The 18,825-nt window shown below is 56.0% G+C and carries 13 protein-coding genes and 1 pseudogene; 3 read left to right on the top strand and 11 right to left on the bottom strand.

Features of this window, described 5'->3' with window-relative positions; all coding sequences use genetic code 11:
- The first annotated feature begins 6 nt into the window (after positions 1-6).
- Positions 7-3,132, top strand: coding sequence for a hypothetical protein (locus Fuma_RS13760; protein ID WP_077024641.1), 3,126 nt, complete (start codon positions 7-9; stop codon positions 3,130-3,132).
- A 152-nt stretch (positions 3,133-3,284) separates the two neighbouring features.
- On the opposite strand, the gene Fuma_RS13765 is transcribed toward Fuma_RS13760, so the two are convergent.
- The 11 genes and pseudogenes from Fuma_RS13765 to Fuma_RS13810 all read right to left on the bottom strand — a co-directional run bounded on the left by Fuma_RS13765 (position 3,285) and on the right by Fuma_RS13810 (position 15,804).
- Positions 3,285-4,283, bottom strand: coding sequence for an NAD-dependent epimerase/dehydratase family protein (locus Fuma_RS13765; protein WP_077024642.1), 999 nt, complete (start codon positions 4,281-4,283; stop codon positions 3,285-3,287).
- Positions 4,284-4,863: 580 nt separating this feature from the next.
- Positions 4,864-5,925, bottom strand: coding sequence for a DHH family phosphoesterase (locus Fuma_RS13770; protein WP_145944156.1), 1,062 nt, complete (start codon positions 5,923-5,925; stop codon positions 4,864-4,866).
- A gap of 26 nt (positions 5,926-5,951) precedes the next feature.
- Positions 5,952-7,331 (bottom strand): hemolysin family protein, encoded by a 1,380-nt coding sequence (locus tag Fuma_RS13775; RefSeq protein ID WP_083732038.1) that lies wholly within the window; start codon positions 7,329-7,331, stop codon positions 5,952-5,954.
- A 195-nt stretch (positions 7,332-7,526) separates the two neighbouring features.
- Positions 7,527-7,874, bottom strand: a complete 348-nt coding sequence (locus tag Fuma_RS36620) for a Dabb family protein (RefSeq protein WP_349680212.1) — start codon at positions 7,872-7,874, stop codon at positions 7,527-7,529.
- Positions 7,860-8,198 (bottom strand): annotated as a pseudogene (locus Fuma_RS36625) (Dabb family protein); the annotation flags it as partial. The gene Fuma_RS36620 and the pseudogene Fuma_RS36625, both read right to left, overlap by 15 nt.
- A 278-nt stretch (positions 8,199-8,476) precedes the next feature.
- Positions 8,477-9,265: a hypothetical protein gene (locus Fuma_RS13785; RefSeq protein WP_145944157.1), complete on the bottom strand. Its 789-nt coding sequence runs from the start codon at positions 9,263-9,265 to the stop codon at positions 8,477-8,479.
- Positions 9,266-9,414: 149 nt separating this feature from the next.
- Positions 9,415-10,530 (bottom strand): sialidase family protein, encoded by a 1,116-nt coding sequence (locus Fuma_RS13790; protein WP_077028298.1) that lies wholly within the window; start codon positions 10,528-10,530, stop codon positions 9,415-9,417.
- A gap of 246 nt (positions 10,531-10,776) precedes the next feature.
- Positions 10,777-12,849 (bottom strand): methionine--tRNA ligase, encoded by a 2,073-nt coding sequence (gene metG / locus Fuma_RS13795; RefSeq protein ID WP_077024645.1) that lies wholly within the window; start codon positions 12,847-12,849, stop codon positions 10,777-10,779.
- A 153-nt stretch (positions 12,850-13,002) separates the two neighbouring features.
- Positions 13,003-14,493, bottom strand: a complete 1,491-nt coding sequence (gene gatB / locus Fuma_RS13800) for an Asp-tRNA(Asn)/Glu-tRNA(Gln) amidotransferase subunit GatB (RefSeq protein ID WP_077024646.1) — start codon at positions 14,491-14,493, stop codon at positions 13,003-13,005.
- A gap of 80 nt (positions 14,494-14,573) precedes the next feature.
- Positions 14,574-15,302: a 3-keto-disaccharide hydrolase gene (locus Fuma_RS13805; protein WP_077024647.1), complete on the bottom strand. Its 729-nt coding sequence runs from the start codon at positions 15,300-15,302 to the stop codon at positions 14,574-14,576.
- A gap of 70 nt (positions 15,303-15,372) precedes the next feature.
- The gene (locus Fuma_RS13810) at positions 15,373-15,804 is read right to left on the bottom strand and encodes a glycine cleavage system protein H (protein WP_229360915.1); all 432 of its coding nucleotides are present in this window, start codon (positions 15,802-15,804) and stop codon (positions 15,373-15,375) included.
- Between the two features lie 80 nt (positions 15,805-15,884).
- Here Fuma_RS13810 and Fuma_RS13815 point away from each other — a divergent pair, with 80 nt between their 5' ends.
- Both Fuma_RS13815 and Fuma_RS13820 read left to right on the top strand, forming a co-directional pair.
- Positions 15,885-16,433, top strand: coding sequence for an NUDIX domain-containing protein (locus tag Fuma_RS13815; protein ID WP_145944158.1), 549 nt, complete (start codon positions 15,885-15,887; stop codon positions 16,431-16,433).
- Positions 16,434-16,599: 166 nt separating this feature from the next.
- Entirely contained in the window at positions 16,600-18,813 is a 2,214-nt protein-coding gene (locus Fuma_RS13820; protein WP_077024650.1) for a sulfatase-like hydrolase/transferase, read from the top strand.
- The last annotated feature ends 12 nt before the right edge of the window (positions 18,814-18,825 follow it).

Here is an 18,825-nt window from a genome sequence, read left to right on the forward strand (position 1 = left end):
CTGAGCATGAGTATCTACAACTCGCAACGCCGATTCTTTCTGAGCGCGGCTGTCGCCGTCGGCTTTGCGGGACTGTACCTGCTGTTTCGTGCGGCAACGGCGCCGTACCTGGAAGTGGAACGTGAGCGGATGGAGGTTGTTGCGTCTCCGGTGGAGATGGAATCGATCTCAGCAGACGCTCGCGACGAAGCGACAAAATACTTCCCAGCCCACTCGTGGGTCGCAGAATCCGGCAAGCACTTTCGAGATGCCGGACGCTACCTGTTCTGCAAGGACTTTGAGTTATCGGATGACCGACATTCGGTTGTTGTGCGTCCGGTTGCGATTCTGTGGCGAGCGGACAAAGACGATGTGCCGCTGACGATCGTCGCCGACAAAGCTCGACTAACAAGCGACACTCGATTCAGTGTGGAAGGTGGCGGGCTGGGCCGGATCACTGGTGGTGCGCTGTCCGGCAATGTGCAGATCCGAGGCCCACGAGGACTGGAGATCAAAGGCGGCACGTTTCAGCTTCATGAAAAGCCGATGCATCTTTCGACGGGTGAGCAGGTCAGCTTTCGGTTCGACGGACACCACGGGTTCGCGACCAGCGGCGTCGACATTTACATGAATGGCACCAGCACCGATATCGAAACGCTGTCGGATCTCAGCAAAATCCATCTACTGGGTCGAGTTCGCTGCAACCTTGTCTTGCGGGGGCGACGGCCCAGCGACGCGACTCAGGAATTGCACATCAATGCAGCTCGCGGATTCGTTTTCGACGTTCCCATGAAGACCGGAACATTCAGCGGGCGGTCCATCACCGGTGGCAGCTCGTCGTCCGGAACGGACGCTCAAAAACGCCCCCTCGTGCGCACCGAAGAAGTCTGGGTGAAACGCATCGGACCGGACGGCGCTGTCGACGAATTGATCTGTCCGGAACTGATGCTGAAGTTTCGCAATGAATACGATTCGCACACCGGCGAAGCCATCGCAGACACGTTAACGCTTGAGCACCTTCAGGCGTGGGGGCCTCGCGTCGAGATTTACTCACCCGAGCGACAGCTACAGATTCTGGCCAACGACGTCCGGTATTCCGTCGACAATCGGCAGATTGACATTCGCAATCGAAACAATGACGGCGGCAACAAACAAAAGTACGTAATTCTGCAACAGGGAAGCACGGCAAAGGCAAACGCGAAGTCAACGAAACCGACCGGGACGGCCAAGCTGGTCGTGCCTCATTTACGCATGCTGCACACTCATGACGGCGACGTGCAACGCATCGAATGCAACGGCGCTGGCATTCTCCGCGGTACTCGAGTGGCCGCAAACACGACCGATAAGGATGGTGGCAAGGATGGAAAAGTCCCCGACGCCGACGACCAACCGACTGAATTTGGAGCTCGCTGGGGCGAATCTCTGACGCTGCAAATCTCGCCCGATCAGATCACCCAGGATCTCATTTTGAAGGGTGGCGCCACCGTCGCAGAAATCAATCGCAAGGTTAGCCTGACCGCGGTCACCATCGCCATGAAACTGTTCAGCGATGCGAAGGCACCGGTCGTTGCGATTCCAATTGTCGCGGGCTCAGAAGCGAAAAAAGAAAAGCCAACCGATCAACCGTTTATGCAGAGTCTACGGCCGGAGCGACTAACGGCTACAGGCAACGTTGTGATCAAATCGCCGGAAGGTGAAGGCCGATTACGTCAACAAATGGAGATGAAGTTTAAAGACGTAACTCCATCCGGCGAGGTTCAGACCGTCTCCGCCACCGAAGTCATTCAAGAGTCTGCAGCGTCGAAGGACAAAGCACCGACGGCTGATAAATTCTCCTTCGTTTCCGATTCGGCAGCGGCCGTGGTGCGACTGGATTCGTCCAGAAAAAGTCGCGGGATCCCGCCTTACACCGTCTGGCTGAATGGCGAAGTCGAGGTCGTCCGGAAATCAGGTGAGAGCAAAAACGATTTCACGGCGACTGGCAACCAGTTGCGAGTGGAAAGCACGACACCGCACGACCGGACGCTGCGGCTGTTCGGAGACCCGGCGCGCGTTGTCCGCGAAACGGGAAACATGCAGGGGGCTCGCATCGAACTGGATCTTGACGAAAATGATGGCCACGCCGAAATCCCGAGCAGCGGCAGCATTCGATTTGTCACGTCCAAAGGATTCGACGGCAGTGATCTGCCTGAACCCACGCCGATCGTGATCTACTGGAGTGACCGAGCGACGTTCAAAAAGCGGTCCGCCGATTTTCTTGGCAAAACACGCGTGGTGATGTCTGACGGGAAGACACAGGACGTCGAACTGCAGTGCATGGGCTTGACCGTTCACTTTTCGAAGGACGTGTCCCTGGGACCGGAAGAAGATGGGGCGTTCGCAGCCGTCGTTTCGTCAACGTCAAACGCAAAGGAAGAAGAGAACCCGATTGAACGCATTGAGTGCCACAACAAAGTGGAAGTAAACGTCGACGATTACGAAGGCGGCAGCGTAGTTGGGCGGCACAAGGCCCTGTTCGCCGACCTGAAAGTGAACCTTCAAACAGGTGACTTTCACGCTCTTGGCTGGGGCTACCTTCAGTCGGTGTCGCCGGATAAAGATGGCAGCCTTCAGGGTTCGTCACCTGCAGCCGCGCGAGCCAACACGCCGTCACAGACGCGAGACACCGCGTTTGTGTTCCTGAAGGCCGAGTTCGTCGGCAGCATTTCGGGCAACATCGACCGCCGCGAAGCGACGCTGTCTGACCACGTTGTTGCACTGATGTCGCCGGTTCGCCGTGTGGACGAACAGCCGAATCTTGAAGCGATCCCGACGGAAGAACTGCCAGAACGAGCGGGCATTCTTCGCGGTGATACGATTACGTTCGGAGCGATCTGGGGCAAGGGTGACAGGGCCACGTCGTTTTCCATGGACTGCCGCAAAAACGCCAGTCTGGAATCACGTAGCCTCGCCGCCAGCGCGGACGTGATCACTTACGACCATTCCAAAGAACAGTTCATCATTCGCGCAGACGGCCAGAACAAGGTGGATGTGAATCACCGAACCGGGCGTGCGGGCCGGTTCAATCGCGTGTCCGGCAGCCGCTTCGAATACTACCGCCAAACCGACCACCTCGAAGCCGACAAAATCGGTGGCCTCAACCTCACCCAATAGCCGTGTCGGTACGCACCGACGGGCGACTGGCGTGGCAGGCGGGTAAGCAGGACGAAGGCTGAAGCGCCGGCGGTGGTCACAGTGGTCGCTGGGTGTGGTGAGTGACGAACGCGAACGAGTTGGCTTATGCGGAGCGGCGGATCGAAGTTGAGCTACTTGACGGGGCCGTCCGCCGACTGAGCCATCCCAGCTTTCTTCCACGCGATGATGCTGTCCAGAATGTCATCCAGCGGCATTGTGGGACGTTGGCCGATTGTTTCCAGCAGGCGATTTGTGTTGGGCACTCGCCGCTGAACGTCTTCAAAATCGTCACCGTAGGCTTCGCCATAAGGAACAAAACGGATGTCAACCTTGGGGTCGACCTTTGCAATCACTCGCTGTGCCAATTCCAGAATCGACACTGCCTGATCGCTGCCGATGTTGAAGACTCGACCTTCCGCACCGTCTTCTTCGACCAATGCATGCACGCACTTGACGACTTCGTTGACGTGGCCGAAACAACGCACCTGCGAACCATCGTCATAAACCGTCACCGTGCCGCCGTTGAGAGCCGCTTCGACAAACCGAGGCACGACCATCCCGTAATTGCCAACCTGTCTGGGGCCGACCACGTTGAAGAAACGGCCGATCGTGACACCGAGGCCATACTTCTGAAAGTAAGCCAGCGCGAGGAATTCGTCGATCGCTTTTGAACAACCATAAGCCCAGCGCGGTCGGCTGGTCGGGCCCAAATGCAGGTCGTCGTCTTCGACCCACGCATCGCCCGGATGCTTGCCGTAAACTTCACTCGTGGACGCCAGAAAGAACTTCTTCACGTTTCCGGACGCCGCGAATCGGAGAAGCTGTTCGGTGGGATAGATATTGGTCTCGATGGTGCGCACCGGGTCGTCGGCGACCAGTTTCACGCCAACGGCAGCCGCCAGGTGGTAAATGATTTCGACACCGTGAACAACTTCCCCCAGCAACACGGAATCAGTAATGGACCCCGTGCGAATCGTCAGGTTGGGATGATCGCAGACTGCGTCCAAATTGACGGCTCGACCAGTACTGAGGTTGTCCAGTACGACGACGTGATGACCAGCCTCCAGCAATCGTTCTGTGAGGTGACTTCCAATAAACCCGGCTCCGCCGGTGACAAGGCATTTCGCCATGAAACGTGCTTTCGTTGTGCGATTGGTCGTGGTGCGGCCGCCAAAGCGTCTTCACACCCATTTTATGAGGTGGCTGTGCTGAACTGTTGCGTGACTTTGGCGAGTCCTACGTTGAAAAACCACACTCCGGCAGAAGTTTCTACGCCATTCACGGCGGAAACGTGGCAGACAAACGTTTCATTCTGTTAACACGGCGGTTAACAAACTGTTTCACCTTTGGGCGCTATCGCTGGCAAGCCTTGAGCCTGCATTCTGGCGAGTCCTCGTCCGAGTTCGCCAATCCCGTGATTTTTTGCTGGTCGACAGCGTCTCGTGGCCCAATGTGGCATTCCGGTTAGGGCAGTGGCACGGGTTGTGCTGGTTAGGACCTTTCGTCGCAGCAGACGCGATCATGCGGAAGGATTTGGTTTTGAGGGCCTAGTGCCTAAGGGCCATGCTGTCCGATCGATTGAGCCCGGTGGAAGGGCGTGGTCCGGAACGAAACCGGATCTGCATGGTCGCCGACGGTTTGTGGCGAGAGAGTACGAAAGCTCGGCTTTTCTGAAAGCCGAGCTTTCGTTTTGCGCGCTGCGAAGTGCGATTACAAAACTTTCCCGGTCAGGCTGCCGACGATCTCTTTGCGTGAAATCAGCCGCGTCCCGCGTTTGCGATTGACCTTGCACGCCTTCAGCCAGCGTTCGCGCAGTTCGTCTTCCAGCTTCCCGGCGAAGTTGCGTTTGCTGATGTTGCTCACCTTCCCGCCCGCTCGATGAATGTGGCCGCCGCCAAAACCAAGTCCGTGCAGAGTTGCCTGGACCAATTCAGCCGCGCTATCCAATTCGTTTTCTGTGCGAACGGAACACAACAGATCATCGGCGATCGCCGCGCCGCAAAAGACCTGCTCAACACCTTCGCACCGAATCAGCAGGTCCGCCACTTCACCCACGATCTCCTGCCCTTCGGCTCGAGGCAGCAAGCAGAAAGCGGACTGGTCGTACAGAAACGTGTTTTGCAGCGCCAGCACCAGGTCTGCGAAGTAGCCACGGGGCAACGGAGCGCTTTCGATTGCTGCCAGCCATTCCGGGTTGGCAAATCGGGTGAGCCACAGGATGACAGATCGGTCTTCGCGCGTGTGGCGAAATTCATTCCCGCAGGTTTCAGTTCGAATCGCGTACAGCAACGCCGTTGCCAGTCGTTCGCCGGGTTCAAGTTTCTGTTCGCGCAGGTAACCTGATGTCATGGTGGCGGATGCAGCCATCCGCGGGCGAATATCAACAAATGGAATGTCAGGTTTGGAACCCGTCTGATGATGATCGATCACGGCCACGGTTCGCACATTGGGGCTGGTCAGCAAATGACCAGCGACCTGCAGACCGCAGTCGACCAAAATTGCGGCAGTGCGTTCCTGAGGCTGGAACTGCTGCATAAGTTCAATCGGCGGTTGAAGCAGATTCATCATGTGACGATTTTCTGCACGCAGAATGTCGCCTCCTCCGATGAGTCTCGGCTGACGATCCAGCGATTTCCGTATCAGGCGGCAGACGGCCCAGCCGGCCGAAACAGCATCCGGGTCCGGGTTGTCGTGCGTGACGACGGCGATATGTTCGTAGTCCTTCACAACGTTCAGAAGTTGATCGGATCGAGTTTGCCTGGGTAAGGCCATGTTGGAAGTCACTTTCGCACTGGCAATCACGCACCAGCGCCGGTTCCGTTTTGATTGTCGTTAAAATCCTGCGCTGCGGGACTGTCATCCAGCGTGACTCGGATACGTTCTGCGCGAGCTCCCTTCACGTCGAGAACTTCGGCCATAGCACCATCAAGCTGAATGCGGTCGCCCGATTCCAGAATCTCACCGTGCCGATTCATGAGTAAGCCGGAGAACGTGTCGACGTCGTCGTCCGATCGATACAGGTTCAGGACTTTTTCAACCACGTCAATCGGCGTGCCGCCCTGCACGATGTACTGGCCTGGTCCGTCAGGAACGATTTCAGGCGTCTCCAGATCAAACTCATCCTGCACCGGGCCGACAATTTGTTCCAGCACGTTTTCCAGTGTCACGATGCCGATGATGTTGCTGTATTCGTCCGCCACGAAAGCCATGTGTTGCCGAGTGCCCTGAAAATGTCGCAGCAATTTGCTGATCGGCATATTTTCCGGCACCGTCTTGGGTGGGCGAGCCAACGATTTTAGATCGAAGTCGTCATCGTCCTTCTGTCCGATCAGATTCTTGATGTGGACAACGCCGACCACGGTGTCCAGTGATCCGTCGCACAAAGGAAACCGCGTATGTCGCGACCGGCGAGCCTGGTCCAGACATTCTGGCAACGTTTGGTCAAACGTGAAGAATTCCACATCAGCGCGCGGGACCATGACGCGACGGCAAATGGTGTCGTCGAATTCGAACACGGCATCGATCAGACGTTGTTCGCTATGAGTCACATCGCCATGAATTCGGGCTTCTCGCAGAAGCGCACGGATTTCGTCTTCGCTGTGCGGCGCTTCGTGCCCAGCCCCCTCCACACCCAGACGTTTCAAAATTAGGGTCGTAGCCGCGTTCAGACTAATTAAAAGTGGATAAGACATGACGTAGAAAAACTTCATCGGCACTGCGCACCACAGAACCATTTGTTCTGGTCGACGGATCGCAAAGATCTTCGGAGCCTGCTCGCCAATCACCAGATGCAGGCCGGTGATGAATGTGAACGCGATTGCGAATCCGATTGTGTGCAAAACGGCTTCGGATTCGACGCCGGCGTACTTTAGAACCGGCTGCACCAAATGAGAAAACGCGGGCTCACCTACCCAGCCCAGTGCCAGCGACGCCATGGTGATGCCCAACTGACATGCCGAAAGAGAATCTTCCAGGCGGTCGGCCAGCCATTTGGCGGTGCCGGAAAACGGCTTGCGCTGTCGCACCAGTTCTTCAATCTGGCTGCCGCGCACCTTTACCAGAGCGAACTCGGCGGCGACGAAAAAGCCATTCAACGCCACCAGAAAAATGGCGAGGGCCAACATCAGGACATTGGAAAACGCAGACGCCGACTCAATTTCGGCAATCCAAACGGACATTGAAAATTCGCTCACGAAGGGGACGAGAATCGAGCCAAATTATGGCCTCAGCCCCTATAGCGTAGCAAACCAGGTCAGCTGGCGTGACGCTGGCGACGGCAAAAGCCCGATCTTTACGGCACAACTGGCTCGGGCGATGGCGAATTGGAGTCGCAGCCGATTTGGGCGATTCTGGTGCGACGCGAATCAAGCGTGTTATCTTTGGACGTGAAAATCCATCACTCGCGGTGCGTCGAGGATCGGCTTTAGGATCTCAACGAATGCTTCGTGTGCCGGGTGAGGCAGGTAGACGGCTCGCCCTTCTTCAGAATCAAAGCTGACCATAAATGCGTGTGTGAAGCCGGCGGCATGCGTTTCCGGGCTGTTGTTCTTGCCCCATTCGAAAGCTTTGATCGTGTCGATTTTCGAAGGCAACGCGGCGAACCCTTCCTCTACTTTCTGGATATCCTCTTCTGAAGCATCGTCTTTAAAACGGAAGAAGACGGCGTGCTTCAACTCCTTGTCCAGCTTTGGCTGATCAGCTTTGCCCCAGTAGTCGATCACAAAAACTTTGTCCATGTGGGGCCGCAGCACGTCGCCGAACGCCTTGTGATCTTCATGCGGAAGATAAGCGGCTCGACCAGCTTCATCTTTGAATGTCAGCAAAAAACAATGGGTGAAGCCATCGTTCAGGCCTTCCGGGCTGTTGTTAGTGCCCCATTGAAAGTCAGTGATCTCGCTGATCTTCGAAGGTAATTCCCGAAACGCATCGACAACGCCTGCGATGTCGTCCTCGCTGCTGTCTTCCTTAAACGAAAAGAAAACCGCGTGCCGCAAAGCCTTGCCTTCTGGTGCAGGAGGATACTGGGGACTATCTGCTGGCTGCATGTCGGCTTTTTCATCGGCAGAAGATGGAAGATCTTCAGTGGCAGGACTGTCTGCAACGGTCGATTCGCTGGAAGCGTCGCCTCCATCAGCACACCCAACCGGAAGCACTAAAATGGCGGCTGAAAAAGCCAGTGACAGTGGCAACAAACGAAGTAGCCGCGTGCAAGCGGACGACGGGACAATGCTCATTGAAAGACGCTCCTGAAAGGAAAAGTCACAATATGGCAGCCCGGAAGGAGACCGTCAACCGGCGTCCACTGCGCGATGTCTGTGTGCGCCTATTTTTCAGCAACCTGGCTTTCCAACACCCATGGCGGAGTCTGACTCCAGCGGACGTTGAGAATCTTTCCGCTGCTGCTGATTTGAGCGATTCCGCGATAGAAGTCCTGAGCGCTTGTCTCGGCCGGCTGCTGGTACAACACAGACTGCGCCCCTGTTGCTTTGTCGCGGCTGACCCAAACCGTTTTGGCCCGCAAGCTGCCTGCTCCGTGATCCGGGGAAGAATTCGATGACGTGTCCTCACCTTCGTAGTCGCGCAACCGTTGCTCCAGCAATTCGCGCTCGAGGAACGGCGAGTATTCAAGCTTCGGCGTTGCGTTATTTCTGTCTCGCTTCTCAAAAGGCGGGGCGGCATTGATCTCCAGCGCCGCATTGTGCCGTCGGCGCGGGATTTCCGGCATCATGTCGATGACGATTTCTTTGTAATGAATTCCGCAGTTGCCAAGACACGGGATGTGGTAGATGCGATACCCGTACATCTGGCGAAACCGGTGATAATACTCCCGCTGAACTTCCGGCGACTGACGCATGTACCACCGCAGGTAGGGCTTCACTGTCGAGTTGTACTGGCGATCGAATCGGTAATCGAACGGTTCTTCGACCTGTGCATTGCTCGGCAGGCTAACTCCGGTGTACGGCACAGCGATCGCGGAATCAGAGTGACTTGAGTACCCAGAAGTGATGCTTCCAGTTGGCAGCATGCCCCCGTAATCCTGTCCACTTACGGGAAGGCACGCCGCCAATAAAACGAGGCTGGCTAGATACGAAACCGGAAACAGTCTAAGCATGAGGTCACTCCGTAAAGTCGCAGGGATGCAGTGCCTTTCGCTCGACAGATAGCTTCACCTGTCCGAGTACTCGGCAGCCCGCTACCGCAAATGGTAGTTCGCAGCACTCCTCCCAATCAACCCAAACCTTCAAATCCTCACAAACGCCATTATTTAACATCTTCGGAAAGAATGTCTTCTGCTGCCGCTCGGTCAATGAAATTCATCACCAGGGGCTGTGACAGGTCCTTCTGAGACTGCTGCCACGTCGCATAAAACCCGTCTGTAGTCGCCAGAACGTCAACATAACGGCTGCATCCTGTGCCGAATGGGCTAATGAACAGCGGCAAGAGATTGGACAAACGTTCAGCAGACGAAACTTCGTCACCCGTATACCACGCGGCACCCCCGATTTCTTCGCAGCTATAGCCTCGCGGTCGAGCAACCGCTGCCGCGTGTTCATCAATCGGCCGCAGGCATTCGCCGCCGCAATAGAACAGCAGGTGGTGATCCTGATCCGCAAACAGGCCGACTCGTGGCAACTTCAGCACACTGGTGCCGCGAGTCATCGCCACATCCCACGTGGTCCCACGCGGAAAAATGGAATGCTGAGGCGTCGTGACCTTCGATGTTCCGTTGGGAAGATCGACGACGCCTGTGTTGGAACTGGACCAATTGAATGGATGGCTGCAATAACCCAGGCGGTCGCCTTTTGACGTCGTCCAGAAAAACGGATCTTTGACGTGCAGATGTTCCGGACAGTCGCTGGAAAATGCTGGTACGACTGCAGCGTTTGGAAGTTCTTCAATGGATGAAGCGCAGAGGACGTCGATTGTCCAGACCCCAGCACCGGGTTTCAGAAAGCTACTGATGGGCTCCGGGTAAGGCACGCCGATTTTTTCTGTCGATACGTACAACTCAACGCCATCGTCCGTAAATCGCAGGCAGCTTCCTTCAATCGAAAGCACGTCCCCCACGGGACTGTTCAATGCGGCCTTGTCCCACGAAACCACTTTTTCGAACGTCGCGCCCTTGTCGGTGGAACGGAAAATAGCCAGCTCCAGGCCGCGTGTGCCTGACGCAATTCCGGTGCGTGAATCGCCCGCATTGCGATACCGCCCGACGACATACAAGTCTCCGTTAGGCGACTCAACCATGTTTCCGCCACCGAACCAAAATCCGGATTCCGGCTTCTGAGGTGCGACAATGACGCGAGCGGCGTGTTGGCCGATCAGCTTGTTGCAAAAGCTAAGGAGACGTTTGTGCTTGAGCGTTTCAGGCGACATGTGAAGTTCGTGTGGTCGAGGGACGGAACGAGAAATTTGACGAATTCGTAATGTTTCTTGTACCGGAACACGACGCGCCTGCCAAGGATCAGCGGAATGGCCCGCCAGCCGATTGAAGATCACGCTCCGAATTGAAGCGGAGTTCCCGTTGGCCCCTCACCCAGCGACCAGCGTAAGCACCGCCGGCGCTGCAGCCACCATCCCGCTCAACCGCTCACCACGACAACTGCCCCCGGTGCATACCGGCTAGTGGACGCGTTGGCCGGGGACGGAGCCTTCGTCGGGGCTGAGAAGGAAGACTTCTTTGCCGCCGCCACCGCTGGCGCAGACCATGCCTTCACTCAGGCCGAACTTCATTTGGCGCGGCTTCAGGTTGGCGACGCAAACCACCAGTCGGCCGACCAGCGACTCCGGTTCGTAGGCGGCTTTGATGCCTGCAAAGACGTTGCGAGTTTCTCCGCCGCCGAGTGACAGCGTCAGCTGAAGCAGCTTGTTAGCTCCTTCGACGTGTCCGGCTTCGATGATCCGAGCGACTCGAAGATCGACTTTCACGAAATCGTCGATTGTGCATTCGTCCGTCATGGGCTCTTTTTCCAGAGCGTCGCCGCTGTCTTTCCATGTGTCGGCGGCGTGGAACTTAGAGCCAGCCGCATCTGCGGCTGCACCGGCATCGGCGGCGTTGTCTTCTTTGCTGTCTTCAATCATTGCGTTGACCTGTTTCTCCTCAATACGTTTCATCAGGTGTTGAAATTTGCTGACCGGCGTTCCCGTCAGCGGAGTTTGACTTTCGTCCCAGTGTTCGATGGGCTTGTTCAGAAGTTCGCCCGTTTGCTTTGCCAGTTCCGGCAGTACGGGAGACAGGTAGACGACGATCTGTCGAAACAGGTTCAACGCGACGGTGCAGATGTCGCGAAGTTCGTCGGCTTTGTCTGGATCCTTGCGAAGCACCCACGGCTCTTTGTCTTCGACATACTTGTTGGCCTTGTCTGCCAGCAGCATGATCTCACGAGTGGCTGCGTTGTAGTTGCAGTCCTCGTACAGGCTGGCGATGTGTTCACCTTTTGCGGCCGCTTCTGCGAACAGGCCGCCGTCGTCCGGGTAGGTTTCGCTAAGGTTCGATTCGGCAACGAACTTTGCCGACCGGGACGCGAGGTTGACGACCTTGCCCACCAGATCTGAATTCACCTTCGACACAAACTCTTCAAGGTTCAGGTCGATGTCGTCGAGGCCAGAACCGAGCTTGCTGGCGTAGTAGTATCGCAGCACGCCGGGCGGGAGGTGCTTGGCGTAAGTCGACGCCATAACAAACGTGCCACGCGACTTGCTCATTTTTTCGCCAGCCACCGTCAGGAAGCCGTGAATGCGAACTTTTTCAGGAAGATTAAAGCCAGCAGTCTTTAGTAGTCCGGGCCAGAAGAGTGTATGAAAGTACGTAATGTCTTTGCCGATAAAGTGGTGGACCTCTGTGTTAGCACTCTTCCACCACGCGTCAAAGTTCTCGCCGTTGGCGTCGCACCATTGTTTGGTAGATCCAAGGTATCCGATGGGAGCGTCAAACCAAACGTACCATGAGTGTCCGGGAAAGCCTGGAACTTCGAAGCCAAAGTATTTGGGCGGTCGAGTCACGTCCCAGTCTCTGAGCTCGCCAGAGAGAAATTGGCCCTTAATGTAGTTGGCAACTTCCGGTTCAAGGTGTTTTCCACTGGCTACCCATTCATTGAGAAATGGGTGGAGTTTCTCCAATTGGATGAACTTATGCGGTGCCGTCCTCATCACAGGTTCTGAACCTGAGAGAGTGCTATAAGGCTCAAGCAATTCTTCGGGTGCATAAGTGGCCATGCATTTTTCGCAAGCGTCACCGTACTGGTCGATGGCTCCACATTCAGGGCATTTTCCTTTAACGAATCGGTCTGCAAGAAATGTCTCTGCTTCTGTATCGTATAGCTGGTCTACGTCCCGCTCTGTAACGAGACCTGCGTTATTGACTGACTCCCAGAAGATGCCGCACATTTCACGATTTTCATCGCTGTTGGTGCTGCCATAGTTGTCGAATTCGACATGGAAGGTGGCGAAGTCGCGGATATGAGCGTCTCGCATATCCGCGATGACTTCTTCTTCGCTACGGCCTTCGTTGCGGGCGCGGATCATGATGGCCGTGCCGTGAGTATCGTCGGCGCAGACATACACACATTGGTGGCCGCGCAGTTTCTGAAAACGCACCCAGATGTCGGTCTGGATGTATTCGACAAGATGCCCGATATGAATATGCCCATTGGCATATGGCAAAGCGGATGTGACAAGAATGCGACGTTGAGTCATAAAGCTGATTTACTGCCAGGTGCGGGAGTTCGTTGCGCGAATTGGACCGAACCGCTGCGCGTTGGTCAACAGGCGTCGGGGACAACATTCACAGACGCCACGAATTCACCACGGTTCGGAAAGTTTGCAGCAGATCTGGCGGACGCGACGATCTCACTTTTGAATCATGCTGATCAACATTTCACGCACCGTTTTTGGATCCGCGCCACTGACCTGCTTCATCACCATGCCCATGATGGGGCCAATCGCCTGCAGTTTTCCTGCTTTAACGTCTTCCACAGCGTCCGGGCGAGCCGCTATGGCAGACTGAATGGCCGCTTCCAGAGCTCCGGTGTCTCGCACGATTTCACGCTCAGCCGCCAGCGTTTCCACATCGCTTGCAGATATTGCCTGGCCGTCAGCCGCTCGTTCTTTCAGCAGGGCGTACACGTCCCGAGCACTCTTATTGGTCAATCGCTCGTCCGTGATCCACTTCAGGAGCGCGCCGAGGATTTCGGCGGTAATCGGGAATTCGCTAAGCCCGGATTCGCTGGCGTTGAGGTCTCGCAGCACGTCCTGAGTCACCCAGTTAGCAGCAATCTTGCCGTCGCCGCACGTTGAGGCCACGGATTCGAAGTATGCGGTCAGTTCCGGCCCCTGGCCCAGAATCACGGACGCGTCGTATTCCGAAAGGCCGAGGTCCGACTGAAAGCGATCTCGCTTTTTGGCAGGCGTTTCAGGAAGCGCTTCGCGGACGGCGTCAATTTCCGTCTGAGTCAACACGACCGGCACGAGGTCCGGGTCAGGGAAATACCGGTAGTCGGAAGAGTCTTCCTTCTCGCGCTGAGCAAACGTGACGTTGCGTTCGGCATCCCAGCCCCGAGTCACCTTGGGGGCGTCGTCGATGGTGCGGCCTGTTTTTTCGAAGTCCTTTTTCTGACGTTTGGCTTCATATTCGATCGCCAGTTCAACGTTGCGAAAGCTGTTCATGTTTTTCAGCTCGACAATCGGCGTTGCCGTCACGCTGCCGTCGTCGTTGTGAAAATGCAGATTAACGTTGGCGTCGCACCGCAACGATCCTTCCTGCATATTGCAGTCGGAAACGTCGATAAACAGCAGCAGAGTTCGGAGGTCTTCCAGATACCGACGTGCTTCTGACGCTGTCCGCAAATCCGGTTCACTGACGATTTCCAGCAGAGGTGTTCCCGTGCGATTCAGGTCGACACAGCTGTCACCACCGCGACCGCTTTCGTCGTGGATATTCTTGCCGGCGTCTTCTTCCAGGTGGGCTCGCGTAATACCAATGCGTCGCGGAGGTTTGCCGTCTTCGTCGTTGGCGATTTCCAACCATCCATTTTCGCTGAAAGGCAGGTCGAACTGACTGATCTGATACGCCTTCGGCAAATCCGGATAGTAATACTGCTTTCGATCCCATTTCGTGAACAGCGGAATGTGGCAATTCAACGCCAGCCCGGTCTTCAGCGAAAGATCGAACGCCGTGCGATTCATCACCGGCAGCGCTCCGGGAAGACCAAGACAAACAGGACAGGTTTGCGTGTTCGGATGGTCCGGATTGAATTCGTTGGCGCAACCGCAGAACAGTTTTGACTGCGTCTTAAGCTGCGTGTGAACTTCGAGGCCGATGATGGTCGTGAACTTGGACATGGACGCGGTGACGTGTTCGGGGATTCAGGGTGTGGGGAATGAGACCGCAGTTCTCCGCAGTCAAGAACTGGCTGGCGAGGCTACTCTGCGTTGTCGATCAGCGGCGCGGTGTTGGATTCGTTGGCGAGTCCTGGCGGAAGTTCCATGATGCGGATGTTGCGGAAGTGGATTTCCTTGCCCTCAGATTCCAGGCAAAGGTAACCCTTTCTGACGGAGGCTTCTCGAATGCCGTTCACGAACTTTCCATTGACCGACAGCTTCACCGTGCCGTCGACGGCAACCACAACATATTTGTTCCATTCGCCATGCCCTTTGCAGCGAAGTTCCAGAGACTTGCTGCGGGTGCCGCGTGGGTTGTCCGGAATAGTCGTCATGCCTCCCGCGCCAAACAATTCGCCCGACACATAGGCGATTGGTGGCAATGTGCCATCCGCTTTTTTGTGCTGGTTAACCCAGTCAAGATCCAGCATCTGAACTTCCATGCCCATCGGCAGCCGGTTTCCACTGGGCTTGGCGTCACTCCACAGAAACACACCCGAATTACCGCCGGGTTCCATGTGCCGCCATTCGATTTCCAGAATGAAGTTTTCGTACTGTTTGTCGGATCGCATCACGCCGATCGGCTGTCCCTGACAAACCAACAGACCATCTTTCACAGACCAATTGCCTGGCTTGGTGTTCACATCGATCCAGCCGGTCAGGTCTTTGCCATTGAACAGCGGCTTGAAGGCCAGTTCCTGAGCGGATGCGGTCAAGCTGTGTGCTGTCAGGAGAGTGCCGATGATGAAAAGAGATTGAAGGTGCTTCATTGGTCCGCCTTTGCTTGATAAGTACACGGCCGCCTGGCTTTGTCGAAAGCGGCAAAAAAACTGCCGCTTGCTAATTCATTTGTCCCTTGATTGTTCGCTGAGTCTCGTCCCATCCGTCTTCCAGCACTTTGACGTATTCTTCCGGAGTCAAAAGCGGCTCCATCGTTTTCAACAAATACAGCCAGCCGTCGCCGTAGTTGTCGGCGTTGATGCCTGCCGGGTCGTTAAGTAGTGCTTCGTTAAATTCGAGGATCTCACCAGCGCACGGAGTGTACATGCTTGAGACCGCTTTCGCACTTTCGACTTCGCCGATCTCCTGCCGATCTTTCACTGTGGTTCCCGGATCGATTGTCCATTCCAGAAAATAGACATCCTGCAGCAGGCGCACGGAATACGACGTGAAACCGACTTTAAACACGTTCGGTTCCGTCTGCTGCAGCCACATGTGCCGTGCGCAGTACTGGCGATCTGTGGGGATGATGGCCTTGAACTGGCCCATCATAAAAGATAAGGGTTCCGACATGCGGCGTACGGTAGCCGACTTTTCCAGCCTGAGGAAGTGAACCGAAAGTTTATCACGCCGTGAACCATTCAACGCCAATTGAAGACGCCTGGAAATTCTGTCCCATGTGCGCGGCAGCTCGTTCCGCCGAGCAGGGGAACCCGTTTTCATGCGCCGCCTGCGGCTACACTCATTACTTCAGCCCGTTCACAGCCGTCGGTGCTTTGATTGTGGATGAACAGGAGCAAATGCTGTTCATCGTGCGTGGCAAAGATCCGGGCAAAGGGAAACTCGGCCTTCCCGGCGGATTCGTGGATGCCGGCGAAATGGCCGAACAAGCTCTTGTGCGCGAAATTCGCGAAGAGGTCGGTCTGGAAATTGTCCGCTACGAATTTCTGGCGTCGTTTCCCAATAGCTACGCGTTCTCCGGAGTTATCTGCCCGGTGACGGATTTGTTCTTCGTGGCTCACGTCGCATCGCTCAGCAATTTTCAACTGCAGGAGGGCGAAATCGACGACTGGAAGCTGCTCCCCGTCGCCAACGTCGGCCCGCAGGATCTGGCGTTCGATACTCATTGGAAGGCGATCCAGGCCTATGCGGGGCAACGCAATGGCGAGCCGAGGACGTAATTGCTCTGGTTTGTGCGTCCAACTAACCGGACGACTTGAGTCCACGTCCTGATCTCTGAATGTACCCTTTCCCGCATTTCCGCCGTACGCTTGAAGTCAATCAGAGGCTTGCGATGATCTTGCCGGTTTGAAACTTCCCCATCATTCGTGTGAAGGCGAATCCGATATGAATCGCTTACTGTTGATCGTAATACTCTTCACTGCGACGGCCACATCGCGTGACCTCATTGCGACTGAAACTTCGGCGCAGGCCAAACAGCCGAACATCGTCGTGATTTTCTGCGACGATCTCGGCTACGGAGACCTCGGCTGCTTCGGGCATCCCACCATCGCGACGCCGAATCTTGATCGCATGGCGGCAGAAGGACAGAAGTGGACGGAATTCTACGTGGCCGCCTGCGTGTGTACGCCCAGTCGAGCGGCCCTGCAAACGGGACGGTACCCGATTCGCAACGGCATGTGTTCCGACAAGCGGCGAGTTCTGTTTCCGGATTCGCAAGGCGGACTTCCGGCCCGGGAAGTGACGATCGGTCGCATGTTGCAGCAGCACGGCTACGCGACTCATGCGGTTGGCAAGTGGCACTTGGGCCACCTGCCTCAGTACCTTCCCACCAGCCACGGCTACGATTCGTACTTTGGCATTCCGTATTCCAACGACATGGACGCCGTGAAGAATACTCCCAAAGGTCGAGCTCGCTTCAACAATCCGAAGACCGAATACTTCAACGTACCACTGATGCGCGGTGAGGAAATTGTCGAACGTCCGGCCGACCAGCACACCATTACAAAACGGTTTACCGAAGAGGCCGTGAAGCTGATTCGCAACCGCGCCGACAAACCGTTTTTCATCTACCTCGCGCACAACCTGCCTCACGTGCCACTGTTTGTGTCGAAGGATTTCACGGACGTCAGCCGCCGAGGCCTTTACGGCGACGTAATCGAAGAAATCGACTGGTCCGTAGGACAGGTCCTTAACGCGCTGCGTGAAGAGAAGCTGGACGAAGACACCTTAGTCGTGTTTACGTCTGACAACGGCCCATGGAAAACCTTCAAACAACAGGGTGGATCGGCCGGGCTGCTGCGAGACGGAAAAGGATCAACGTGGGAAGGCGGCATGCGCGAACCTACAATCTTCTGGTGGCCGAAAAAGATCAAACCTGCTGTCGTGATGGACCCGGGCAGCACCCTGGACTTGTTGCCAACGTTTGCTACCGTCACCGGAGCCGCCAGGCCGACCGATCGCACGCTGGACGGCTTCGATCTTTCGCCCGTGCTGTTTGAAGGTAAAAAGAGTCCTCGCGAAAACATGTTCTACTATCACGGTGAAGAATGTTTTGCTGTGCGAATGGGACAGTATAAGGCTCACTTCAAAACCAAGACGTCGTACGTCGGCCAGAAAGCGGCTAAGGTCCACGACCCACCGCTGCTGTACCATCTGGGACATGATCCCAGCGAAGAATACGACATCGCCAAAGACCATCCGGACGTCATCGACGCCATTCGAAAACTAAAAGCAGAGCACGAAGCGTCGATCGAACCGTGTGAGAACCAACTGACGCGAAAAACGGCCGCCGTCAGCAAGCAAATGGATCTGTTGATCGTCGCCGGGCAGTCCAACGCCGTCGGGTTCAATGCCAGGCCCAGTGACCTGCCAGCCGATGCTGCCGACAAAGAAATTCTGTTCTGGTGGAAATGTGGCGACCCACCGCCTGACCAGCACGATACTCACAGCAACCAGACATGGACCCATCTTCAGCCACAGCCATTGGGCGATCCGATTACACCGCGAACTGGCCGGCAGTATGGAAATTTTGCTCAACCGGAAGGCGGCTTCGGCCCGGAGATCGGGCTGGCTCGCACGCTGATCGCCAAAGAAAAAACGCCGCTGGCCGTACTGAAGGTTGCCTTCAGCGGCACTGGCATGAGGACCGACTGGAACCATGCCGATCCTGGCGATAGTGGCGCGTGCTATCGGGCTCTACTGTCCGAATTTAAGGCGGCCATTGCCGCGGCCAAACGAAACGGCATCGAACTGAAACCTCGCGCGCTGGTGTGGGTCCAGGGAGAAAGCGACGCAAACGCCGAAGACGGTCCGAAATACGCGCATCGTCTGGGATCAATGATCGGCCAGCTTCGCACAGACATCAATGCGCCAGAAATGCAGGCGCTGATCGCGGTGAACACCCAGTTCAGCCAGGGCACAAACAAGTTCATGCCAATGATTGTCGAACAACAACGATTGCTGGCCAAACGGGACCCGTTGCGCCACTACGTTGATACGTCTAAAGCCACGATCGCAAATTCAGCCCACTACGATTCTGCGGGGACACTGGCCGTAGGCCGGATGTTTGCGGAGCGGCTGCTAAGTCTGACTCCGTAAATGAATGAGCCG

The organism is Fuerstiella marisgermanici, from assembly GCF_001983935.1.
GTDB classification, from domain to species: Bacteria; Planctomycetota; Planctomycetia; order Planctomycetales; family Planctomycetaceae; genus Fuerstiella; species Fuerstiella marisgermanici.